Genomic DNA, 22,668 nt, shown 5'->3' on the forward strand with positions numbered 1-22,668 from the left:
TCGGCTACCGAGTGAGTAAACCCTTGTCGAGCCGCAAATATGTGACTGGCCATGGATGGGGTCAACGCGCGCGCGCCGTGCGCGCCGTCGGGTCACGCGCGCTCCGCATTGCAGCGCACGCGAGCCCCGCCGCGGCCAGCACCGTGTAGACGACCTGAGTGCGAAGCCCGGCCTCGAGCGCGAGCAGCATGCCCCACCCCGCGGCGAGCGTCACTGCAATGCGTGCCGCGCGAGCGGCGGCACCCGGGTGCGCACGCAGGCCGGCGACTCCGTTGCGGCCGAGGCGCACTCCCCGCTCATCCAATCCCACTGCCGTCGACGCGCCGACGAGTAGCGCGGCCGCGGGCGTGCTGCCGGGCACGAGGCTCGCGAGGGCAAGCAGCGCGAGGCCGGCGAGCGCCTCGCATCGCCGGCGGGTCGCCGCAGCGTGCCAGATGCCGAGCATCGCGAGCGGTGCCGTGAGCGGCTGCCAATGCTCAAGTCCCGCGGGCACGGCGCGCATGCCGACCCGCACCCACACCACGACCGCGGCCGGCGCCACCACGGCGCCGGGCACGAGCTCATGCACCGGCCAGAGGCCCAGCGAAAGCCACACGGCGAGCGCGAGCGGAAGCGCAATCAGCACCTCGGCCGCGTCGCTGAACGGCGCATTGGCAAGTGTCGAGATGCGCAGGCCGACGGGGCCCGCGATGGTCGTCATGAGATGATGGAGGGGACCGAGGAGCACGGTGATGACAAGCGCGGGTGCCAACGCGCGGGCGACGCCGCGGTGTCCGTCAAGCCACCACCCGCCCGCCGCCGCCGCGACGACGAGCCCGGCGAACACGAGACTCACGCGCCCGGCGAACACGGTAGCGAGCGTGCCGAGCAGGGCCGCCGCGAGCGGCGCGAGGCGGACTTGGCCCGCGCCGAGGCCCGCGCTAGCCGCCGTCTCGCCCTTCTTCTCGGAGGCCTCGATTCCGCCGCGCCCCGCGAGCCGGATCGCGGCGATCGCGAGGGCGACACCCACAAGCAACAGCCCGCCATCGACGACCACGCCTGCACGCCCGACCGCGACGCCGCCCGCGCCCGCCGCCACCTTGAACGCCGCCACGCCGAGCGCGAACGGCACCAGCGCGGCGGCCGCCCACCGCCGGGCCGCGCGCGGCTCGAGCAGGGCGGCCTCGACCACGAGGAGCGCGTACATAACGAGAAAGATCTTGATCGACAACGGCTTGACCTCTCCTGCCCCGGCCGGGTGGAGGGGGACTCCCGCGGGGACGACCGCCCGCTGATTATTATGGATCACATTTTGCCAGATGCCCGCGCGAGACGCACTTGGAGCCGAGCCCGCCGGCGGCGGTTCGGGGGTATTCCGCAACCTGCCGGGGAATCTGCAACGAGCGACGCGTCTCGTCGGCCGAACCACCCACCAGCGAAACCAAGGACCCGCGCACCGTGACCGCAGCGCTCGAACCTGCCTCGACGCCGGCTGAGGAGCCGGCCATGCTGCCGGACCTGGGCAGCCGGATCAACGGACGGAAGCGGACCTGGCGCCCCGCCAGCGAGATCGCCGTCGATCTGGGCACCGCCAACACCCTCGTCTTCGTGAAGGGCGAGGGCGTCGTGTTGAACGAGCCCTCGGTGGCCGCCGTCGATCAGGCCACCGGCGAGATCAAGGGCATCGGGCTCGAGGCCAAGCGGATGCTCGGCCGCACACCAGAAGGCATTCTCGCCGTGCGGCCGATGAAGGACGGCGTCATCGCCAACTTCGACGTCGCCGAGAAGATGCTCCGCCACTTTCTCCGCCAGGTGCTCGACCGGCGAATCCTTCGCGTCAAGCCTACCGTCATCGTCTGCGTCCCCTCGGGCATCACCGAAGTCGAGCGCCGCGCGGTGCGCGACTCGGCCCAGTCGGCGGGCGTCAAGCGCCTGCTCATGGTGGCCGAACCGATGGCGGCCGCGATCGGCATTGGGCTCCCGGTGGAAACGCCCACCGGCAATATGGTGATCGACATCGGCGGCGGCACCACCAACATCGCCGTGATCGCGCTCTCAGGAATCGTGTGCGACGCCTCGATTCGCACCGGCGGCGACGAGCTGGATCAGGCCATCGTGCAGTTCATGCGCAAGAACTACAGCCTGCTGGTGGGCGAGCCCACCGCCGAAGCAGTGAAGATCCAGATCGGCTCCGCGGCTCCGCTCGAGCCCGAACGAGAGATGGAGGTCAAGGGCCGCGATCTCATCTCGGGCCTGCCCAAGATCGTGCGGGTGGATTCGGCCGGCATCCGCGATGCGATTCAGGAGCCGATCTCCCGCATCGTGAACGCGGTGCGCCGTGCACTCGAGATGACCCCGCCCGAGCTCGCGAGCGACATCCTCGACCACGGCATCGTGCTCACTGGCGGCGGCGCGCTCATCCGCGGTCTCGACACCCTGCTCGGCGACGAAACCGGGCTCCAGGTGCGGCGCGACCCCGACCCGCTCACCTGCGTCGTGCGCGGCACCGGCCGCATCCTCGACGATTTCGCCCGCTACGAGAGCGTGCTCACCACCTGATCCGATCGACAACCGCGTCCGCTGCACCGGCCCCCGTCTCTCCATCGAGGCGGGGGCTTTGCATTGCGCTCGCGACGTCCCGTCGCGCGCACCGCCGCACGCGCGCGAGCTCGAGGCCGGCTCGCAGCATCGCGAGCGGGCCGAGCTTGGAGCCGCCCATGTGGGTCCACTGCTCGAGCGGTACTTCCGCCACCAGCCGCTCGAGCGGCGGCGCACCGAGCCGCCGGGCCGCCTCGGCAAGGCGTGCCAACAGTTCTACATCAAAGGCCCACCGGAAGCGGAACGGCACCGCGAACGCGAGCCGCACGAGCGGGGTCACGCGGAAGAGTTTTGCGCCGCATTGGGTATCGTAGACCGGCGCGGCCAGCGCCAGGGCGGCGGCCGTCGCGAAGAGGCGGCCGAGATAGTGGCGGGCCCCGGTTCGCTCGATCTTCCGACCGAGCAGCTTCACGCGGGCTCCGGTGACGGCCACGATGGTCGGCCGCGCGTCGAAGACCTCGGCCATGCGCGGGATCTCGTCGAGCGGGGTGGCCAGGTCGGCATCCCAGTAGCCCACGAGCGGCGCGCCGCTGTCGATCGCGGCCAGTACGCCCGCGCGCACTGCGGCCGCCTTGCCCTGATTGGTCGGCAACGCGAGCACGCCGACCCTGTTGGGGCAGCGCGCGACCAGGGCGTCGAGCGCGGCGCGCGTCGCGTCGGTGCTGCCGTCGTCCACCAGTAGCAGCCGCACGCCGTGCGCGCCGCCGGCGAACGCGGCGATCCGCGATGCATCGAGCCGCGCCGCCTCGTTGTAGCAGGGCAGCACGACCGTCGTCGGCTCGGCGCGCTCGGATGCCATGGGCCTCTCCGATCAGTGTTCGGCGTGATGCGCGCCGATGGCCTGGCGCTCGGCGGCAATGACGCGATGGGGAATGCCGACCTCGGTGAGATGCGCCGCGACCTCGAGCGCGCCGGGCGCCGCCCCCGCCTCCGATCGAAGCACCCGCACCACGCTGCCCCGGATCGGCAACGTTTCGCCGCGCGCGAGACACAGGATGCCCTCGAGCTTTCTGCCGACCGCCGGCGCGGGGCCGCGGCCTTGTCGATAGCGGACGCCGCGCTCGGAAAGGTCGACCACTTCGAATTCGTCGTCGTCAAGGATCAGTCGGGGTCGTGCGTCATCGGGATAGCGGAGCCGGACGTGCATCCGGGCATGTTCGGCATGCATGGCGGTGGAGTCTCCCCGCGATGCGGCCGTCCCGCATCACGTCATCGGGGATGCTTGGATTCGCAACCGGCCAGCTCCGGGTGGCCGGCGCAGGCCTCGTCGCTCACTGCGGGGTGCGCCACGGGAGAGGTGCCGGGCGCGGGCGCCACCGCGGGGACGCCGGCCGCCGGGGCGAGTCGATCGCCCATCCGGCCGTATTCGCCCCGGAGCTGGTCGCCGAGCAGCACCAGCGTGAGCAGAAGCCCGCCGGCGACGAACATGAGCAGCAATGCGTACTCGACGAGCGCCTGGCCGGAATCCCGACGTCGCGGCGCGGGGAGTCGTGACCACATGATTCCTCCGCCGGGCTCAGGGTGAGGGCGCAACCTAAAGGTAAGAAGCGCCTGACGATGTGGAAGTGCTGGCGAGCACCGCGTGCTCGATCCCGGCGGCGAGCTGGGGCCAGCGCAGTGGCTCAACGAGCGGAAGCAGCGGCGCCGTAGGGATCGGGCGGCCGCCTGGCGGAAGGCCATCGCGAGCAGGGCAGACGCGCAGTACCGGGAGCGCAGGCCGAGCCACGCGGAGCCGGCGGACGAGCTCCGGGGTAGTGAGGTCGGGCAGCCGTGCCGCAGCGATCACCAAATCGAACGAGCCCCCCCGACTCGCGGCGATCTTGAGCGCATCGAGCGCCATGCGCCCGTCGCCCACCGGAAGCACCGCCATTCGGGCGCGCTGGAGAAGGCGCGTGAGCGCCCGCCGCGTGCGTGCGTCGGGCTCGACCAGCAGAATGTTGAGGCGGCGCCGCCCCGACGGGGCCACCGGCGGAAACCAGGGGCGCGGTTCCGAGTCGGCTTCCTTCGGTGTCACCCTGAGTCGCACCCGGACGGCATCCCGCCAGGGGGACTCGACCCACACGCGCTCCCGCCACCGCGCGGCTTCGCGCATGAGGACTGGCACCTCCGCCAGACAGCGCGCCAGCTGCCGCTGTGTCGCAGCCCAGCCACCCCGAACGTGCTCGGCGGCGCGCTCGGCGCGGGTCAGGCGATGCCGGGTCGGCGGTGGGATCATGATCATCCCCGAAGTCTGCGCATGGAAGGGCCCCGCGGACGTGACCGGAGTCACAGCCGCGTGCGGATTGGAGCGGGGCGCCTGCCGTGCGCCGTCCGTTCAGTCTAGGGGTGTATCGCGCCTGTCGTGGCCGGCGCCACGGTTGGACGACCGGAGTGCAGGGCGTAGACGCCGACCAGAAGCACCACGACCAGGAGGGTTGCGGCGATGACGATGGCGAGCCCATAGGTGCGGGCGGCCACCAGACTCCCGCCGCAGAACTCGCACGCCAGGCGACCGCGTCGAACGGTGAGCCCGCAATGGGGACAGACCTGCTGCTGCATATGCCCTCTGGGCCGCGGCGCGCCGCCGGGCGGCGGAACGACGGAGCCTCGTTGCGTCATTTCCGGGGTACTCGATCCGGCGTCCACAACCTATCGTCGACGCGCGCCGCTGCCAAGATGGACCGGCGAATGGAGCGGACCGGGATCGAACCGGCGACCCCCTGCTTGCAAAGCAGGTGCTCTCCCAGCTGAGCTACCGCCCCGAACGCACCGAAGATAACGTGCCGCGCCCGGCTCCGAAAACCGCGCCAGCTCACTTGGCTCGTCGGAGCCGGCGTGTCGTCCGCCGGATCTGCCCTCGCACCTCCGCGCAGCTCATCGCGCCCGGCTGCTGCTGGGTGGCCGCCCCTTGATCGCTCGCCTCGGTGACCAGCTTGACCAGTCTGCTCCTCTGCGCGCCTTGCATCTGCTTTCGATCCATGAGGTCGCGGAAGGCGTGGAGCACCGGCGTCGGATCGAGCAGGCAGGCCTGCGCCATGCCCGTGGTGAGCCCGCTGAGCTTTGCCGCGGCGCGGAGCGATTCGGATTGCGCGGCGAGAGGCGTGGGGCCGAGCGCGACCCCAAGCATGAGCGACGGCAGCATTGCCATGAATCCATTGAACGGCCCACGCCGCCATCCAGCGGCTCGCGCGCGCATCAGACCCAGTCCCGCGGCTCGAGCATCGCCATCAGCTCCGCCTCGAACGAGCCCGGTGCGAACTGCGGGGCGTACGGCCAGCTCGCGAGCGGCGGGAGGCTCATCAGCACACTCTCGCTCCGCGCGTTGGTCTGCAGCCCAAAGTGCGTACCCCGGTCGTGCACCAGATTGAATTCCACGTAGCGGCCCCGGCGGAAAAGCTGAAATTGCCGCTCGCGCTCGCCCCACGACAGCGCGCGGCGAAGTTGGACGATTGGGGCGTACGCCTCCGGGAGCACGCGGCCCACGTCACCCACGAAGTCGAAGAGCCGGTCGAGGTCGAGCCCCCCGTCGCCCGCATGCAAATTGTCGAAGAAGATCCCGCCGACCCCACGCCGCTCATCCCCGCGGTGCGCGTTCACGAAGTAGTGATCGCACCACTGCTTGAACCGGCGATAGTACGCGGGATGATGCCGAGCGCACGTATCACGCAGCACCCGATGGAAATGAATGGCATCATCGGGGAATGGATACGTCGGCGTGAGGTCGGTGCCGCCGCCGAGCCAGGCGTCGAGCAATTCGCCGCCGGGGCTCGTGATCTCGAAGTAGCGCACGTTGAGGTGCACGGTCGGGACGAGCGGGCTCCGCGGGTGCACGACCAAGCTCATCCCCGTGACGAAAAACTGCGCCTGCACGCCAGCCGCCAATTCGGGCGGCACCCGCGCGCCGAGCCGCTGGGCCAGACCCGGGGGCAGGTCACCATGCACGGCCGATCGATTGATGCCGGCCTTCTCGAACGTGGCTCCCTCGGCCATGACGCGGGCGACGCCGCCGCCTCCGCCGGGCCGCTCCCATCGATCTTCCTGGAACGCGCCACCGCCGTCGAGCTCGGCAAAGTGCGCAGTCGCGCCGTCGTGGAGGCGCGAGATCCACTGGGTGGCCTCCGCGCACCGGCTCCGCTCGGTCACGGGCGCCATTCGCGCACCGCGTCGACGAAGGCCCTGGCGTGGGATACCGGCACGTCCGGCAGGATGCCATGGCCCAGGTTGGCGATGTGGCCGCGCCCGCCGAACGCGCGCAGCATGGCGCGGGTGCGCTCACGGATGATGGACGGAGAGGCATAGAGCCAGCAGGGGTCGAGGTTGCCCTGCAATGCGACGCCGAGTGGGGCGGCCCGCCGCACGGCCCCGGCCGCGTCGGTGTGCCAATCCACTCCCAGCACATCAGCGCCGCTCGCCTCTGCGATCTCCTCGAGTGCCCACCCTGCCCCCGGCGCAAAGGCGATGACCGGTGCCCCCGCGGCGCGCGCGAGCCGCACCGCCTCGGCCAGATACGGCAGCGCGAAGGTACGGAAGTCGTCGGGTGCGAGCGCGCCGGCCCACGAATCGAAGACTTGCACGACCTGCGCACCCGCCGCCACCTGCGCCCGGAGGAACGCACCGACCGTGCGGCCGAGCCGGCCTAGCAGTTCGTGTGCGCGCGCGGGCTCCTCCAGCAGAAAGCGCTTCGCAAGCGCGAAGTTCTTCGAGGCGCCGCCTTCGATCATGTAGCTCGCGAGGGTCCACGGCGCGCCCGCGAATCCGATGAGCGGCACCCGCCCGTCGAGCTCACGGCGCGCGAGCCGAAGCGCCTCGAGCACGTAGTCCAGGTCATCCTCGGGTACCGCATCGCGCAGGCGATCGAAATCCACGGCCGACCTGAGGGGTTGGTGGAACCGTGGCCCCACTCCGTCGTCTACTGACAACTCCATCCCCATTGCCCGGGGCACGACGAGGATGTCGCTGAAGATGATGGCCGCGTCGACGCCGAGCGCGTCCACCGGCTGCAGGGTGATCTCGGCCGCCAGCTCCGGCGTACCGACCATCGTGAGGAAGTCCGCCTGCGCCCGCACCCGCCGGTATTGGGGGAGATAGCGGCCGGCCTGACGCATGAGCCAGACCGGCGGCCGCTCCACCGGTTCGCGGCGGCAGGCGCGGAGGAGCAGATCGTTGGTCGCGGCGGTCGTGGTGGTCATCGAGCTTCGAAAAGCTTGAGAAGCGAACGCACGGCATCGGCCACCGATGCCGCGGTCACGTTCTGCGCGACGGCATCAGCGGGCCAGCCCGCGACTTCGGCCGCGGCGGCCGTGGTCGGGCCGATCGCGACGAGTCGGGGGCGTTCGGTTGCGTCGACCGTTCGCGCGAGCAACTGCGCCACGCGCGGACTCGAGACGACGAGCGCCGACGCGCCGCGCGCCGCGCGCCGTGCCATGCCGGGCTCGGCCAGCAGTGAGCGATAGCACACGATCTCGTCCACCGTGAGTCCCGCGGCGCGGAGGCCAGCCGGCAGCTCGTCGCGTCGCGCATCGCCGCAGAAGTAAAGGACCGGCGGACGCGTGCCCGCGGCCAGCATGGCGCGCGCGAGCGCGGCGCCTGCGGCCGTGTCGCCGCCGGCATCAGCGCCGAACCTTTTCTCCGGCCGACGCACCATGCCGAGCACGCTTCCGAGCGCAACCGCGGTGGCGGCACCGGTGGCCCAGACCGGCACGGTCACGCGGCCCAGGGGCGCGGCCGCGGCACGGCATGCCACGGCGCTCGCCGCGCGCGGGGAGGTGAGGGCCACCGCATGGTATGCCGCGAGCCGTGCGAGCGCACCATCGACGGACCTCCAATCGGGTGGCGGCGCGAAGCGGAGCAGCGGCATCGATCGGACCTCACAACCTTCGGCCTCAAGGAGCTCGCTCAGACCGGCGAAACCATCGGCGGCCAATGTGAGTGCGACTACCGGTCGAGCGGCGCGCATCACGGCTCCGGCACCGGTGCTGACGCGGCGGCGACGCGCACCGCGTCGAGGATGGCGGCGGCACCGTTGGCCAGCAACTCATCGGCGAGCGCGATGCCGAGGGCATCGGCCTCCTCCGGCGAATCGGCCGGGCCGACGCGCCGGCCACTCACCACCGCATCACCGGCGAGGGATGCGACCCGGCCGATGAGCTCGAGACGGTGGCCGCCATTTTCCGTCATGAACCGCGCATGCGCCGCGACCGGCACCTGGCATCCGCCCTCCAGCCGCCGAAGCACCGCGCGCTCGGCGCCGGTTGCGAGCGCGGTCTCGCGGTCGTGGAAGGCTTCGCGCGCGGCCGCATGTGCACCCGCATCGTCACGCCGAACCGTCGCCGCGAGCGCACCCTGCCCGGGCGCCGGCAGCATCAACTCCAGCGGCAGCCGTTCGCTGATGCAGGCCTCGGCGCCCAATCGCGCGAGCCCCGCCACCGCGAGCACGATTGCCGCCCAGCGATCGCTCCGATCGAGCTTGGCGAGCCGGGTATCCACGTTCCCCCGGATGTCGTCGATCGTGAGGTCGGGGCGCGCGGCCAGCAACTGCGCCCGGCGCCGCAGGCTGCTCGTCGCCACCACGGCGCCGTGCGGCAGCGAGTTCCACGGAATTCCGCCCCGCGAGACCAACGCATCGCGCGGATCCTCGCGGAGGCCGACGGCCGCGATCGCGATGCCTTCCGGAAGCGTCGTCGGCAGGTCCTTGAGCGAGTGGACGGCGAGATCGACGCGCCCCTCGAGCAGCGCGTCGTCGAGCTGGCGGGTGAACAGAGCGCGACTCCCGATGCGCGCGAGCGGCACGTCGCTCACTACGTCCCCGGTCGTGCGGATCTCGATCCGCTCGGTCGCGTGCCCCCGCGCGTCGAGGCAGGCGCGGACGCGCTCGGTCTGCCACAGCGCGAGCGCGCTCCCGCGGGTTCCAATTCGGAGCGGCATGGGACGAAAGGTAATACGCCTTCTTGCCGCGTTCCGCGGACTCGCGCTGGGATGATCGGGGGAACGAGCGCCTCCGGCAGCGTCGCCGCGGCGTCTACGGCGTCCGCATAGACGCGACGTCCGCCGCAACGCGCTCCGCCGCTCCGAGACCGGAGCGGAGCGCGTCACCGAACGAGACGCCGTGTCGATAGCTCCCGGCGAGGTGGAATCCCGGATTGGCGCGCTCAACCTCATCCATCATTGCAAGCAGACGGCCGTGGTCCCGGGTGTACTGCGGAATGCCCTGCGGCCAGCGCACATGATGAATGAATCCGGGCGGCGCCGTGATCCCGAGCAGCGCGCGCAACTCCGGCATAAGCAGGCGTTCGAGCGGCTCGGCCTCGAGCGCCGCAAGCCACGGCCGCTGCGCGCCACCGGCGAGAGCCGTCACCAGCACGTGCTCGGAGGGGGCGCGCCCCGGAAAGAGGGTGGACGAGAAGATGACGCCGAGCAGATCACGATCCGCCTTGGGCGTGACGAGCGCGCCGAAGCCATCCAGCGGATGCCCCACATCCTCGCGCCGGAAGCCGAGCGCGAGCACCGCGAGCGGTGCATGGGAGATCGCGGCGAGCTCGCGGAGCCGCGCGCCGCCCGGACACTCGACGTGCATCCGATCGAACGCATGGGCCGGCGTCGCGGCCACCACCGCATCGTGCGCTACCTCGCCCGTGTCCGTCGCTACGCTCCAACCATCCGGCGTGCGCGCGATCGCGCGCACCGGCAGGTGGAGATGCACACGGGCGCCGAGCGCGCCCGCAAGCGCGTCGGGAATTTCCTGCAGGCCGTCCGGCAGAGACCGCACCCGCACGCGGCCGCTGCGAACGCCGCTCCTCCCCTCCGGAGCGCGTGCGCCCGAGAGTCCGCGAAGCACCGAGCCGCGCTTCTGCTCGAGGGCCGCGAGCCGCGGGAACGCGTAGCGCATCGATAGTTGCTCGGGGTCGCCGGCGTACACGCCCGAGACGAGCACCGCCGCCAGGTCAACCGCCTCGGCCCCGAACCGCCGCCGCACGAAGGAGGCGACGCTTTCATCGGCAGCGGCACGGCGCACGAACGGCTCGCCCAGCAGGCGAAGCTTGGCGCGCAGGGAGAGGAGCGGCGTGATGGCCAGCCCAAGCGGCGACCGGGGAACCCGAGCGAGTCGCCGCCCGCGCACTACGTAGCGATGGCGGGCCGAGCGGCGGGCATGAATCCATCGCTTGCCGAGACCGACCTCGGCCAAGAGCTTCTCGACTTCGGGCGGCAGGTAGGTCAGAGCGTTGGGACCCCACTCGGCGAGCCACCCCCGCTGCCGTTCGGTCCGCACCACTCCACCGGTCCGCGCGCTCGCCTCGTAGACGGTGACGTCAACCCCAAGGCGCATGAGCCGGTACGCCGCCGCAAGGCCGGCGGCACCTGCACCGACGACGGCTACCGATGCCACACGGACGCGTCGAACGCTGCGGCGAGCGCGGCCTCGACCGCCGCGAGATCGGCGTCGCCATGCGCCGCCGAGGAGAACGCAGCTTCGAACGGCGAGGGCGGCAGGTACACGCTGGACGCGAGCATGGCGTGAAAGAATCGGGCGTACGCCGCGCGGTCGGCGCGCTTCGCCTCGTCATAGTTCCGCACCCTCGCGGGCGCGAAGAACGGCGTGAACATCGTACCGGCTCGCTGCACGGTGAGTCCCGTGCCCGCGTCCCGAGCGGCCCTGCTCAGCGAGTCTGCGCAACGCGCCGCCCAGCGCTCCGCGGCATCCCAGACGCCGGGACGCGCCAGGATGTCGAGAGTAGTGAGCCCCGCGGCCATCGCCATCGGGTTGCCCGACAGCGTACCCGCCTGGTACATCGGGCCCGCCGGCGCCACGCGTAGCATGAGATCGCGCCGACCGCCGTACGCCGCCGCGGGCAGTCCACCGCCCACCACCTTGCCGAGAATCGTGAGATCCGGCCGCACGTCAAACAACGCCTGCGCGCCCCGCGGATGCACCCGCCAGCCGGTCATCACCTCATCGAACACGAGCAGCGCGCCGTGCCGCGTGCACAGCTCCCGAAGTCCTTCGAGAAATCCGGGCTCTGGCGGCACCACGCCCATGTTACCCGCCACCGGCTCGACCAGCACCGCGGCGATCCCATCTGCTCGGGCACGGAAAAAGTCGGCGACCGCGTCAAGATCGTTGAACGGCGCCACCAGCGTATCGGCTACCGCCGCCGCCGTCACGCCGGGCGAGTCGGGCAGGCCGAGCGTCGCGACGCCCGATCCGGCCGCCGCGAGCAGCGCGTCAGCGTGGCCATGGTAACACCCGTCGAACTTAAGGATGGCTCGGCGCCCCGTCGCCGCCCGCGCGAGCCGCACCGCGCTCATCGCCGCCTCGGTGCCCGAGCTCACGAATCGCACCATCTCGACGGACGGAAACGTCTCGATCACGCGCTCCGCGAGCTGCAGCTCCGCTTCCGTCGGTGCGCCGAAGGTGGTGCCCCCGCGCGCCGCCTCGACCACGGCCGCGACGACGTCCGGATGCGCGTGGCCCAGGATGAGGGGCCCCCAGGAGAGCACCAGATCGACGTAGCGGTTGCCGTCCACGTCAACGACAACGGCGCCCTCGCCGCGCGCGATGAAGCGGGGCACACCGCCCACGCCCTTGAAGGCGCGGACGGGACTATTGACGCCGCCAGGCAGCAACTCGAGCGCCCGCGCAAAGAGCATGGCCGAGCGCTCGGTGCCGGCGCCCATCACCCGGACCTGGGTCATCCGCGGTCGGGCTCCGCGAGCCACGCCGCCGCGTCCGCCGCGTGATAGGTGATGATGGCGTCCGCCCCCGCGCGGCGCATACCGATGAGCGCCTCGAGCACAACGCGCCGCTCGTCTATCCAGCCGGCACGCGCCGCCGCCTTTACCATCGCGTACTCGCCGCTCACGTTGTAGGTCACGAGCGGCAGCGCCGTGCGTTCGCGGACCGCGCGGACCACGTCGAGGTAGGCGAGCGCCGGCTTCACCATCAGCATATCGGCCCCTTCGCCCTCGTCCAGCGCGGCTTCGACGAGCGCCTCGCGCAGATTGGCCGGATCCATCTGGTAGTGCCGCCGGTCGCCGAATGCCGGCGCGCTCTCAGCGGCCTCGCGGAATGGACCGTAGAACGCGCTCGCGTACTTCACCGCGTAGCTCAGAATTCCGCACTCCGCGTAGCCGGCGCCGTCCAATGCCGCGCGGATCGCGCGCACCATTCCGTCCATCATCCCGCTCGGCGCCACGAGGTCGGCACCGGCCGCGGCGTGACTCTTTGCCACGCGACCGAGCACCTCGAGCGTCGCGTCGTTGTCGACAACGCCGGCGCGGACGACCCCGCAGTGGCCATGGGTCGTGTACTCGCAGCAGCAGACATCCGTGACGAGCAGCAACTCCGGGCGCCGGGCCCGGATCCGCCGGAGCGCGCGCTGCACAATGCCATCCGGGTCGAAGTTCTCCGTCCCGATCTCGTCCTTCGCCGCCGGAATGCCGAAGAGCAGCACCGCCCCGATGCCGAGGCGATGGAGCCGGTCCACCTCCCGGTCGAGCACCGCGTCGACCGAGCGGTGATGCACGCCCGGCATCGAGGCCACCTCGCGCTCGATGGCGTCGCCATGCACCACGAAGAGCGGCGCGATGAGATCGCCGGCGTCGAGCGCGTGCTCGCGCACGAGGCGCCGAATCGCGCTGCTGCGGCGCCGCCGCCGGGGACGGTTGTCGGGAAAAACGCTCATGGCCGGGACCCCCGCGCGGGCACCGGTGCGTATGCCCCTTGCGTATCAAGGGGAATAACCGCGGCCTCCGCGCGATCTCCACGCAAAATACACGTCGCTCTCGCGGGGTGCACGGCAACCGCGGGTTGGCCCGTGTTCCGGGTCACGATCGTCTCAGCCGGGCTGTCACCGGGGTTTCCGACGGTCGGTCACCGACAGCCTTGATCCGCCGCAACATGTTTGCTTGGGGAGGATGCGGACCATGGATCGCACGTCACGCATATTCACGCTCGCTGCACTGGTGACTCTCGGTGCGTGCGCCGCACCTGCACCGCGCCCCGCGCGCATCGCTCCGCGCGAGGCTGAACCGGCCATCGCCATCGTGAACGCGACGCTCTGGGACGGCACCGGCCGCGGGCCCGTGCCGAATGCGGTGACGCTCGTCCGCGGCGATCGAATCCTCTGCGCCGGCGCCGCCGCCGAATGCGTCGCGCCCCGCGACGCCCGCATCATCGACGCGCACGGCGGCTGGCTCATCCCGGGCCTCATCGATACCCACGTGCACCTGCTTTTCCTCGAGCGCGGCAGCGCCGGCGAGGAGTTGGCCGCCGATCTCAAGGATCTGCTCGCCCAGGGCATCACGAGCGTGCGCGACATGGGGACGAATCCGGCCGAGCTGCTCTCGCGAACGCACGCGCTCTCCGCCGCGCCGCGGGTGTATGCCATGCAACTCGTCGCGGGTCTCCGCTTCTTCTACGAGCGGGACCAAGTGCAGCTCCCCGACGGCAGTGTGGCGCTGCGGATGCCGCAGGCGCAGGCGATGGAAGCGCGGGGCTGGTCGCCGATGATGTTCACGCACGGCGACAACGCCGATTCCCTTGTCGCGGAAGCCCGGAAGACCGGAGCCATCGGGCTCAAGCTCTACGCGTACTTCGACTCCGCCACGGCGCGCGCGCTGGTCGACGCGGCGCACCGCGCCGGGATATCCGCATGGGGCCACGCGTGGGTGCAGCCAGCGAATCCCGGCGAGCTCGTACGCGCGGGCGAGGACGGCATCGTCCACGCGTCGCTGCTCGTCGGCGACCTGCTCTCCGGTGTGGCGCGCGACAGGCTGCTCGCGTCGAGCGCCATTCTCACCACTGGCGCGAGCCTCGAAACGCCTGAGGCCGCGCACGATCCGCGGATCGGCGCCACTCTCGACACCATGGCGCGGCGGGGCACCTTCCTCGAGCCCACGCTCGATGTGACGCTCCGGAGCCAGGCGCACTTCGACGGTGTGGTCGGGACCTCGCCCTCGCTGCCGGCTGAGTTTGCCCATGCATCGGTCGGCTTCAGCATGGCCGTGACCCGCGAGGCCGTGCGGCGGGGCGTGCGCATCACCGCCGGCACCGACCACGTGGCGTATGGTCCCGCGCGCGATCGCGCCTCGCTTGTAAGCGAGCTCAGGCTGCTGGTGGACTCGATCGGCCTCTCGCCGGCGGCCGCCCTCACCGCTGCCACGCGCGACGCCGCCCGCGCCATCGGCGGCGAACCGGCGCGAACCCTCGGAACCATCGAGGCCGGACGCTATGCCGACCTGGTCCTCCTCGACCGAAACCCGCTAGCTGACATCCGCAACGTCGAGTCGGTCGAATGGGTCATGCAGGGCGGCATGCTGTGGCATCCGTGGCAGCTTCGGAGCGGCATCGCCTCGGCCGAGCCGCCAGCCACCTCCGGCGCGCCCGGCGGCGACTGACCCCCGCGCGCCGGCAGGATCGCACCCCGCAGCCGGCGCGTTCACCCGGACCGCAGGTCTTCCCCCCACTGTGGTCGAGCGGAGTGGCGAGGTGACCTCGCTGCGGCGTAGCGACCGCTCCGGGCCGCGCTCGCCAGCCCCGCCACGACCGGCAGGTCCTCCCGTTCCGCCCACTGCGTCCATGCCCCGGTGTACACCCGCACCCGCGCGTACCCGAGCAGATCGTGCAGGGCGAAGTAGACGTGGGTGGCTTCCGTCATGCTGTTGCAGTAGACGATGATGTCTTTGTCGGGCGTAATCCCCTGGGCCTCGTAGCTTGCCCTGAGCGCCGCCGGCTGTTTCCAGACGTGGCCGAACCCCACCTGCTCCAGATCGTCACTCCAGAAGTGGTTGATGGCGCCCGGAATGTGTCCCCGGCGAAGCTGCGCCCCCGCGAGGCCGGCATATTGTTGCGGATTCCGCGCGTCCACCAGCACCGACGAGCCGGTTTCGACCGCGCGCCGCACGTCCGCGAGGCCCGCAGCGGACGGGCGGAAGCTGCCACCGGGCGGCGTTGACGGGACGATCTTCGGATAGTGCTGTGCGAGCGGCCGCTGCTCGAGCTGCCACTTCGAGTAGCCGCCGTCGAGCAGGTATACCCGCGGATATCCCCACCCCTGCAGCAGCCATGCGAGGAACGTCGCATCGATGTTGTGCGACTCGCCCGCGGAATAGATCACCACCGGCCGGTCCCGGCGAACGCCGAGTCGGCTGAAGAGATCGGCGTACCAGCTCGCCGGCATGAGCTGCATCGGCACGCCGTGATCCGATGCGCGCAGCGTTTCGGTATTCAGGTATTCGGCGCCGGGGATGTGATCCTTGAGATAATCGAACGGATCGGTGCGCACGTCGATCAGGAGAACATCACCGCGCTTCTGCCAGTCGGCGAGCTGGCCGGTGGTCACGAGCCGGGGCAGCGCGGAGGTATCTGCGGCCATGGCCGGCGCCGGAGCTGCACGTCGGCCGCTCGAACCGGCGCCGGCTCCGGCGCAGCCGAGGCAAAGACTCAGGACCAGCGCGGCCCGCATGCGGCTGCGGACAAGCAAGCACGGCGTCATTGCGCCGTATCCGGTCCGAGTCCCATAACGTCCTTTTCCATTTCCAGGTAGACCCGCACGGCGTTGCGCCGCCGGCGGGAGTTGACCGACACCGGACGGGTTTCGTCCGGCGGCGGCAGCGCCGCAAGCGCGCGTTGCATCGGCACGTTCTGCTCGACCGCCTTCCGCATCTCGGCGCGGAGGCCCGTGATGTAGGCCCGCGTTTTCTCGATGAGCGTCAAAGGATTCGCCGGAATGGCGCCGTGACCCGGCACCGACACCTTCGGGTCGAGCGAGTCGATCGTAGCGAGCGCCTGGAGCAATGCGGGCGAGCTGCCGTCGACAATCATCGTGATCCCGTCTTCGATCAGGACGTCGCCCGCGAACAGCACGCGCGCCGCCGGCAGCCAGACCATCAGGTCGCCGGCGGTATGCGGCGCGCCGGGGTGCATGATGACGAACGTCTTGCCGCCTAGCTCAAGCGTGTCGGTGCCCGTCACGGGGACGTCGGGTTTGTCGGCGTATGCAAAGCCGCGCATCGCGTCCCGCCCCGCCACCCGGGTCCAATCCTTCTCCAGCGCGTCGAAGCCGCCGGCCGAGGCGAGCGTCCGCCGGTCGGGATGCGCGATCACCTTCGCGCCCGCCCGGCGAAACACGATCGCGCCGAACATGTGATCCGGGTGGTGGTGGGTGAGAACGAGCCATCGGATCGGCTGCCGGGTGACCGATTGGATGGTTCTGAGCAGCGTTCGCCCGTCACGCGGACTTCCTTCGGCATCGATCACGACGACACCGTCATCGGTGACCATGAATCCCGCGTTCGGCCGCCCCTCCGAACCGCGTCCAGTGTCACCGATGACCGCGTACACGCCCGGTGCAAGTGCCCGAATCGGAAATACGGCCGCCGATGCGGCGCGCGACGGCACGGCACCCAGCAAATCGGCGCCCCAGGCGACGGGCACCGCGCAGAGCGCGAGGAGGACTGCGACAACCGTGGGGCCGTACCGGGTCAGGCGGAGGTGAACGCGATGTTGACGGACTGCTTGAACACGCCCCCCTTGTTGTCCTTCCATGTCATGGCGAGCGGTGCTTCCCGGTCTGCCTTGACCGTGAAGCTGACGAGGGGATCGCGGCTGATTCCCGAGGTCCACTCGAAGTGGGCAATCTCCTCACCACCGTACTCCACGTGCACCTCGTTGATGAAGTACGCGGGAATCGGGTCGCCATCCTTGGTGCGGAAGAACCCCGTGTCCATCGGGTGACTCACGATGGCGTTCACGATGATCACGTCGCCCTTCGTGATACGGTCGGGCACGCGGATCCGGGCCTGTCCGATGTCATGGCGCATCATCCGCAGCCGTTCAACGTGACGAGTACGTGGGCATAGTCCGCCCAGAGCTCGCCCGTATTGGTTTCGAGGATGGCCCGCACCCAAGTGGTGCGCTTCATCTTGATGCGGGTCGACAGGGATACCCGCCCGACCACGGGCGTCAGATAGAAGGCCGCGAGGTCCGGATCAGGGTTGTGATCGACAATCAGGTGCACGCCCTTTACATACCGCTCGGGCATCATCGGGATGTCGCTTTCGATGATCACCGGCACTACGCGTCCGTCCTCGGCCACCGCCGGCATGTCGAGCTGCACATGCGCCCGGGTGATCGGCCGGTTGCCAAAGCGTTCCCGGAAGATGCGGGCGACTTCGTCGTTGGGAATTTCAGGCGTACCGGGGCCCAGCGGCGCACGCGCGGCCGCAAAGAGCCGGCCGGGATCCGTCAGCGCATTCGAGCCGGCGATCGCAAGCGCCCCGAGCACGGCGCGCTGGAGGAACGCACGGCGCGGCAGAGGGGTTGGCGCCGGCCCAAATGGATCATGGTCCGGCGGCGGAGTGGTGCTCGCCGACATGGTTGTATACTCCACGCTTCCCCATGGGGTGTCAAGCTGATGGCCCGGCGTCTCTTGAGCCAGGAATACATCACCACCGCCGCGCGTCTGCTCGGGATATTGAGTCACGAAACCCGGCTCAATCTGGTGCTCGCCCTGGCCCAGGGCGAAGCCAGCGTCACCGAGCTTTGCGAGCACCTCTCGCTCTCACAGAGCAACGCCAGCCACCACCTATCGATCCTCCGGAATACGGGCCTCGTGTGCGATGCGCGCGATGGCCAGTTCGTGATCTATCGCCTGAACCTCGACGCATGGCGCGCCCTCGGGGATGGGTTCTTCGACCAACTGCTCGGCGGTCTCGACGGCGTCAGGCTGCAGCACTTTAGCATCCGTAGAATCTCGGAATGACGATCAACGACCCGGCCCGACACTTGCCACCTTTTGCACCGGCTTGCCTGCCGCGGCCCCCGAACCCCTTGGCCGAGCGCTTGTGGCAGTTCCTATCGCATGGTAGCTTAACTCGTTCAGCCACAAAGTATTCTGGGGCTCCGTCACCCCGATTCGAGCCGAGGCACCGTGGATACACAGACGCTCCAGCAGGTCGCGCTCTTTGAGAAGTGTCGAAACTTCACCAAGGCGAGGGAGGTCCAGGCGGCCGGCCTGTACCCCTACTTCAAGCCGATTTCCGAGTCCGAGGACACGGTTGTCGTCATTGAGGGTCAGAAGCGCATCATGCTGGGCTCCAATAACTACCTCGGGCTGACTCACCATCCCCAGGTATTGGAGGCTGCGCAGCGTGCCCTTTCTCGCTACGGCTCGGGATGCACGGGCAGCCGCTTTCTGAACGGGACGCTCGATCTGCATGAGCAGCTCGAGGGCGCCCTGGCCGAATTCGTCGGCAAGGAGGCGTGCCTCGTCTTCTCCACCGGCTACCAAGCCAATCTGGGCCTCATCTCGGGGCTCGTGGGACGCGGCGACGTGGTCTATCTCGACAAGCTGGACCACGCCTCGATCGTGGATGGCGCCAAGCTCTCCTACGGCGAGACTGAGCGCTTCAACCATGGCGATCTGGCCGCGCTAGACCGCCGGCTCGAGCGCGATCGCTCCAATCGCGCGGCAATGATCATCGTGGACGGCGTCTATTCGATGGAGGGCGACATCGCCGACCTGCCGGGTCTCGTTCCACTCGCCCGGAAGCACGCCGCCGCCCTCGCGGTGGACGACGCGCACTCGCTCGGCGTGCTCGGGCCCAACGGCGACGGTACCGCGGCCCACTTCGGCATGAGCGACGATGTCGACATCATCGCCGGCACATTCTCCAAGTCCCTGGCGTCGATCGGGGGATTTGTCGCGGCACCGGAGAGCGTCATCCACTATCTGCGCCACCACAGCCGTCCGCTCATGTTCACGGCATCCCTCCCGCCCGCCAACACCGCTGGCGTCCTGGCGGCGCTCGAAGTCCTGCAACGGGAGCCGGAACGGCGCGAGCAGCTCTGGAAGAATACCCGCCGCCTGCACAGCGGCTTCCGCGCGCTCGGCTTCGACGTGGGCCCCACCGAGACGCCGATCGTCCCGGTGCTGATCGGCCCCATGGAGCGCACGTTCCTCATGTGGCGGCGCCTGTTCGATGCCGGCGTATTCACGAATCCGGTGGCACCGCCGGCGGTCGCGCCGACCCAGTGCCGGCTTCGTACCAGCCTCATGGCGACGCACACGTTCGATCAGATCGATTACGCCCTCGAGACCTTCGGCCGCATCGGACGGGAGCTGGGCGTCATCTGACGCCTGCGGTCCGCGTGCGGCCGGCGCGATCCTCTCGAGACGTTCGGCGGTTCATCGCACTCCCCTACCGACTCCACGCACGGGACCCACTCTGGGTCCCGCCGTTGCGTCGGGACGTGGCAACGCTTCTTTCCCGCACCAAGAATCCCTTTTTCGAGCACGCCGAGGCGGAGTACTTCCTCGCCGAGCGCGGCGGCGAGGTCGTCGGCCGCATTGCGGCCATCCACAATCGCCTGCATAACGAGACCCACGGCGACAGGGTCGGCTTCTTCGGCTTCTTCGAGTCGGTGAACGATCAGGGCGTCGCCGATGCGCTCTTCCCGGCCGCCGGTGATTGGCTGCGGGCGCGCAGGCTCGACACCATGCGCGGTCCGGCGTCGTTCTCGGTCAACGACGAATGTGGTCTGCTGGTGGAAGGCTTTGACACGCCGCCGACCCTCATGATGCCGCACAATCCGCAATACTACGTCGATCTCGTCGCCAACGCCGGTTTCGCGAAGGCGAAGGACGTGGTCTGCTTCGAGGGGCAGGATCCGGCGGGTGAAGGCGGAGCGCGCCTGATCCGCGCGGGCGAGCTTCTCCAGCGCCGCTACGGCGTGACCATACGTCCCCTCAACATGGCCGACTTTGCCGGAGAAGTTGCCCGCATCAAGCAGCTCTACAACGCCGGCTGGGAAAAGAACTGGGGATTCGTGCCGCTCACCGACCACGAGATCGACCACCTGGCCGAGCAGTTTCGGCCGGTCGTGGTACCGGAGCTCGTGCTGTTCGCCGAACGGAACGGCCAGCCGGTCGGATTCGCCATCGGTCTTCCCGACCTCAACGTGGCGTTCCGGCGCAACCGCTCCGGCGCGTTTGTTCCCGGTCTCGTGCGAGTGCTCTGGATGCTCAAGACACGCCGCATCGGGCGACTCCGCGTCCTGCTCCTCGGCACCGTGCCCGAATTTCGCGGCAAGGGGCTCGACTCGGCACTCTACCTCGCCATCTGGAAGCATGGCAACGCCAAGGGTATTCACTGGGGCGAGGCGGGGTGGATCCTCGAGGACAACGCCCCGATGATCGCGGGCATGGTCAAAATGGGTTGGCGGGTCTACAAGACGTATCGGTTCTACGATCGACCGCTATGAAGGCGCTGGTCACGGGCGCGACCGGGTTCGTGGGGAGCCACCTGGTCGAGGCGCTCCGCGCGCGCGGCGCCGATGTGACGCTGCTGGTGCGCTCGCCGGCGAAGGCCGGCCCACTCGCGACGCTTGGCGTTGAGATCGTAGCCGGCGGTCTCGAGGATGGGACGGCCCTCCGACAGGCGGCCGAGGGTCAGGACGTGATCTTCCATGCCGCGGGGGTCGTGGCGGCCCGGAGCGAGGCGGAATTCCAGCGGGTGAACCGCGACGGCACGGCAGCGGTCGTCGCAGCCGCAGCGGCAGGGAGCGTGGGCCGACTCGTTTTGGTCTCTTCACTCGCGGCAGCCGGTCCGGCCGAGCGAGGCCATCCGCTGACCGGCGAGGAGCCGCCGCGACCGGTGACCGCCTACGGGCGCAGCAAGCTGGCTGGCGAGGCCGTGGTGCGGGAGGGTCGGGTGCCCTGGACCATCGTGCGGCCGCCGATGGTGTACGGCCCGCGCGACCGTGAAGTCCTGAAGCTCTTCCGGCTCGCCCGGATCGGAATAGCGCCGGTCTTCGGCGGAGGCGAGCAGGAGTTGAGCGCGGTGCATGCCGCCGACCTCGGCGCGGCGCTCGTGGCGGCCTCGACGGCGCCGGCTGAGCGACTCTATCATGTGTGCCATCCGGAGACCTTCACCAGCGGTGATTTCGTGAAGTCGGTCGGCGCCACCATGGGGCGGCGAGTCCGAGTCATCGCGCTGCCGCAGCTCGTCGGCCGCGCGCTCCTCGGCGTCACCGGCACCGCGGCACGCATCGCGGGGCAGGCGACGATCCTTACCGCCGATAAGGCCAATGAATTCTTTCAGGCCGCCTGGACCGCCGACCCCGGGCCCCTCACACGCGACACCGGCTGGCGTGCCCGATATGAGCTGGCCTCCGGCCTCGCAGACACGTATCGCTGGTATTGCGCGGCCGGATGGCTGTGATCGCGGACGGCGCGGAGACGGCCCGTGACGTGGCGGCGCGAGCGCACCGGCTCCGGCCGGTCGACGCCGTGGTGCTCGGCTATGCGGCGGCGACGTCGCTCGTTGCGCTTCTCCGGATCGGCGTGCTCCCCCGCTGCGGATGGGTGCTGCTCCTCAACGTCCTCATGGCGCTGCTCGTTCTTCTCCTCACGCGGCGGACGCTCGGTCCCTTCGGTGGCGTCGTACGCGAAATCTATCCGCTGTTGCTGCTGCCATTGCTCTACAGCGCGCTGGGTGTCCTGAACGGCGGGGGTCGCCTGCCAGTGCACGACCTCCTCGTGCAGCGCTGGGAGGCAGCGCTCTTCGGTGGCCAGCCGAGCCGCGACTGGTGGCGCGCCGACCCGAGCCGGCTCTGGTCGACGGTGCTCCACGCCGCGTATTTCAGCTACTACTTCATCATTGCGATACCGGCGGGCCTGCTCCTCGCATGGCGCGACCGCCCGGGACTCAGGCGATTCGTGCTCGCGGTCGTGGCGACGTTCGTGTTCTGCTTTCTCTGCTTCGTGCTCTTCCCGGTGGCGGGACCGTACTACGCGTTTCCACGCCCGGATGCGGCGTTCCTCGACAACCCCGCGGCGCGGCTCGTGTACGCCACGCTCGCACGCGGCAGCTCGTACGGCGCGGCGTTTCCGTCGTCGCACGTGGCGGCGAGCGTCGCGGCCACGTTTTCCGCGTGGGCTGCGTCGCGCCGGCTCGGCGTCCTGGTCGCCGTGCCGGCCGCGCTGCTCACGGTGGGAGTGGTGTACTGCCAGATGCACTATGTGGTCGACGCGCTCGCCGGGCTCGCGGTCGGGAGCGGGTTCGGACTTGCGGTCGCGCGGCGGACCTGATCCGCGGCTGCGCGGAACCGGACGA

General features: G+C 70.1%; 24 protein-coding genes, 1 tRNA gene and 1 pseudogene. 7 read left to right on the forward strand and 19 right to left on the reverse strand.

Going from position 1 to position 22,668, the window contains the following annotated elements:
* Nucleotides 1-61 precede the first annotated feature (61 nt).
* The gene (locus VFW66_06235; GenBank protein ID HEX5386275.1) at nucleotides 62-1,186 is read right to left on the reverse strand and encodes a hypothetical protein; all 1,125 of its coding nucleotides are present in this window, start codon (nucleotides 1,184-1,186) and stop codon (nucleotides 62-64) included.
* Between the two features lie 299 nt (nucleotides 1,187-1,485).
* On the opposite strand from VFW66_06235, the gene VFW66_06240 reads away from it, so the two are divergent.
* On the forward strand, nucleotides 1,486-2,538 hold the full coding sequence (locus VFW66_06240) for a rod shape-determining protein (GenBank protein ID HEX5386276.1): 1,053 nt from the start codon (nucleotides 1,486-1,488) through the stop codon (nucleotides 2,536-2,538).
* Here the strand turns inward: VFW66_06240 and VFW66_06245 are convergent.
* The 14 genes and pseudogenes from VFW66_06245 to hemB all read right to left on the reverse strand — a co-directional run bounded on the left by VFW66_06245 (nucleotide 2,528) and on the right by hemB (nucleotide 13,235).
* On the reverse strand, nucleotides 2,528-3,376 hold the full coding sequence (locus VFW66_06245) for a glycosyltransferase (GenBank protein HEX5386277.1): 849 nt from the start codon (nucleotides 3,374-3,376) through the stop codon (nucleotides 2,528-2,530). The two genes, VFW66_06240 and VFW66_06245, sit on opposite strands and share 11 nt — an antisense overlap.
* A gap of 12 nt (nucleotides 3,377-3,388) precedes the next feature.
* A complete protein-coding gene (locus VFW66_06250; GenBank protein HEX5386278.1) occupies nucleotides 3,389-3,745 on the reverse strand; it encodes a hypothetical protein in 357 nt (118 codons plus the stop codon).
* A 41-nt stretch (nucleotides 3,746-3,786) separates the two neighbouring features.
* Nucleotides 3,787-4,077 (reverse strand): hypothetical protein, encoded by a 291-nt coding sequence (locus VFW66_06255; GenBank protein HEX5386279.1) that lies wholly within the window; start codon nucleotides 4,075-4,077, stop codon nucleotides 3,787-3,789.
* 34 nt (nucleotides 4,078-4,111) lie between these two features.
* Nucleotides 4,112-4,792, reverse strand: coding sequence for a response regulator (locus VFW66_06260; protein ID HEX5386280.1), 681 nt, complete (start codon nucleotides 4,790-4,792; stop codon nucleotides 4,112-4,114).
* Nucleotides 4,793-4,896: 104 nt separating this feature from the next.
* Complete coding sequence (locus VFW66_06265) at nucleotides 4,897-5,175, reverse strand: hypothetical protein (GenBank protein ID HEX5386281.1); 279 nt, start codon at nucleotides 5,173-5,175, stop codon at nucleotides 4,897-4,899.
* Between the two features lie 70 nt (nucleotides 5,176-5,245).
* Nucleotides 5,246-5,318 (reverse strand) — tRNA-Ala (locus tag VFW66_06270).
* A 50-nt stretch (nucleotides 5,319-5,368) separates the two neighbouring features.
* The gene (locus tag VFW66_06275; protein ID HEX5386282.1) at nucleotides 5,369-5,704 is read right to left on the reverse strand and encodes a hypothetical protein; all 336 of its coding nucleotides are present in this window, start codon (nucleotides 5,702-5,704) and stop codon (nucleotides 5,369-5,371) included.
* A gap of 47 nt (nucleotides 5,705-5,751) precedes the next feature.
* A complete protein-coding gene (gene hemF, locus VFW66_06280; GenBank protein ID HEX5386283.1) occupies nucleotides 5,752-6,708 on the reverse strand; it encodes an oxygen-dependent coproporphyrinogen oxidase in 957 nt (318 codons plus the stop codon).
* Nucleotides 6,696-7,745, reverse strand: a complete 1,050-nt coding sequence (gene hemE, locus VFW66_06285; protein HEX5386284.1) for a uroporphyrinogen decarboxylase — start codon at nucleotides 7,743-7,745, stop codon at nucleotides 6,696-6,698. Before hemE ends, hemF begins: the two co-directional genes overlap by 13 nt.
* Nucleotides 7,742-8,512: a uroporphyrinogen-III synthase gene (locus VFW66_06290; GenBank protein ID HEX5386285.1), complete on the reverse strand. Its 771-nt coding sequence runs from the start codon at nucleotides 8,510-8,512 to the stop codon at nucleotides 7,742-7,744. The genes hemE and VFW66_06290 overlap by 4 nt, the downstream gene beginning before the upstream one ends.
* Entirely contained in the window at nucleotides 8,512-9,480 is a 969-nt protein-coding gene (gene hemC / locus VFW66_06295; GenBank protein ID HEX5386286.1) for a hydroxymethylbilane synthase, read from the reverse strand. The genes VFW66_06290 and hemC overlap by 1 nt, the downstream gene beginning before the upstream one ends.
* A gap of 94 nt (nucleotides 9,481-9,574) precedes the next feature.
* A pseudogene (gene hemG / locus VFW66_06300) lies at nucleotides 9,575-10,957 on the reverse strand (protoporphyrinogen oxidase).
* Nucleotides 10,927-12,246, reverse strand: coding sequence for a glutamate-1-semialdehyde 2,1-aminomutase (gene hemL, locus VFW66_06305; protein ID HEX5386287.1), 1,320 nt, complete (start codon nucleotides 12,244-12,246; stop codon nucleotides 10,927-10,929). The pseudogene hemG and the gene hemL overlap by 31 nt, the downstream one beginning before the upstream one ends.
* The gene (gene hemB / locus VFW66_06310) at nucleotides 12,243-13,235 is read right to left on the reverse strand and encodes a porphobilinogen synthase (protein ID HEX5386288.1); all 993 of its coding nucleotides are present in this window, start codon (nucleotides 13,233-13,235) and stop codon (nucleotides 12,243-12,245) included. Before hemB ends, hemL begins: the two co-directional genes overlap by 4 nt.
* Before the next feature lie 241 nt (nucleotides 13,236-13,476).
* Here hemB and VFW66_06315 point away from each other — a divergent pair, with 241 nt between their 5' ends.
* Nucleotides 13,477-14,949: an amidohydrolase family protein gene (locus VFW66_06315; protein ID HEX5386289.1), complete on the forward strand. Its 1,473-nt coding sequence runs from the start codon at nucleotides 13,477-13,479 to the stop codon at nucleotides 14,947-14,949.
* Nucleotides 14,950-14,990: 41 nt separating this feature from the next.
* Here the strand turns inward: VFW66_06315 and VFW66_06320 are convergent, their stop codons facing one another.
* The 4 genes from VFW66_06320 to VFW66_06335 form a co-directional block, all read right to left on the reverse strand.
* Nucleotides 14,991-15,926 (reverse strand): sulfurtransferase, encoded by a 936-nt coding sequence (locus VFW66_06320; GenBank protein ID HEX5386290.1) that lies wholly within the window; start codon nucleotides 15,924-15,926, stop codon nucleotides 14,991-14,993.
* Between the two features lie 116 nt (nucleotides 15,927-16,042).
* Nucleotides 16,043-17,098, reverse strand: coding sequence for an MBL fold metallo-hydrolase (locus tag VFW66_06325; GenBank protein HEX5386291.1), 1,056 nt, complete (start codon nucleotides 17,096-17,098; stop codon nucleotides 16,043-16,045).
* The gene (gene soxZ, locus VFW66_06330; GenBank protein HEX5386292.1) at nucleotides 17,035-17,376 is read right to left on the reverse strand and encodes a thiosulfate oxidation carrier complex protein SoxZ; all 342 of its coding nucleotides are present in this window, start codon (nucleotides 17,374-17,376) and stop codon (nucleotides 17,035-17,037) included. Before soxZ ends, VFW66_06325 begins: the two co-directional genes overlap by 64 nt.
* The gene (locus VFW66_06335) at nucleotides 17,373-17,927 is read right to left on the reverse strand and encodes a thiosulfate oxidation carrier protein SoxY (GenBank protein HEX5386293.1); all 555 of its coding nucleotides are present in this window, start codon (nucleotides 17,925-17,927) and stop codon (nucleotides 17,373-17,375) included. Before VFW66_06335 ends, soxZ begins: the two co-directional genes overlap by 4 nt.
* A 39-nt stretch (nucleotides 17,928-17,966) precedes the next feature.
* Here VFW66_06335 and VFW66_06340 point away from each other — a divergent pair, with 39 nt between their 5' ends.
* The 5 genes from VFW66_06340 (at nucleotide 17,967) to VFW66_06360 (ending at nucleotide 22,643) form a co-directional block, all read left to right on the forward strand.
* A complete protein-coding gene (locus tag VFW66_06340) occupies nucleotides 17,967-18,314 on the forward strand; it encodes a metalloregulator ArsR/SmtB family transcription factor (GenBank protein ID HEX5386294.1) in 348 nt (115 codons plus the stop codon).
* Nucleotides 18,315-18,482: 168 nt separating this feature from the next.
* On the forward strand, nucleotides 18,483-19,688 hold the full coding sequence (locus VFW66_06345; GenBank protein ID HEX5386295.1) for a pyridoxal phosphate-dependent aminotransferase family protein: 1,206 nt from the start codon (nucleotides 18,483-18,485) through the stop codon (nucleotides 19,686-19,688).
* A gap of 116 nt (nucleotides 19,689-19,804) precedes the next feature.
* Nucleotides 19,805-20,815: a hypothetical protein gene (locus tag VFW66_06350; protein HEX5386296.1), complete on the forward strand. Its 1,011-nt coding sequence runs from the start codon at nucleotides 19,805-19,807 to the stop codon at nucleotides 20,813-20,815.
* Nucleotides 20,812-21,774, forward strand: a complete 963-nt coding sequence (locus VFW66_06355; GenBank protein HEX5386297.1) for an NAD(P)-dependent oxidoreductase — start codon at nucleotides 20,812-20,814, stop codon at nucleotides 21,772-21,774. The genes VFW66_06350 and VFW66_06355 overlap by 4 nt, the downstream gene beginning before the upstream one ends.
* Nucleotides 21,765-22,643, forward strand: coding sequence for a phosphatase PAP2 family protein (locus tag VFW66_06360; protein ID HEX5386298.1), 879 nt, complete (start codon nucleotides 21,765-21,767; stop codon nucleotides 22,641-22,643). Before VFW66_06355 ends, VFW66_06360 begins: the two co-directional genes overlap by 10 nt.
* Nucleotides 22,644-22,668 lie beyond the last annotated feature (25 nt).

The organism is Gemmatimonadales bacterium (assembly GCA_036279355.1).
Taxonomy (GTDB): domain Bacteria; phylum Gemmatimonadota; class Gemmatimonadetes; order Gemmatimonadales; family GWC2-71-9; genus DASQPE01.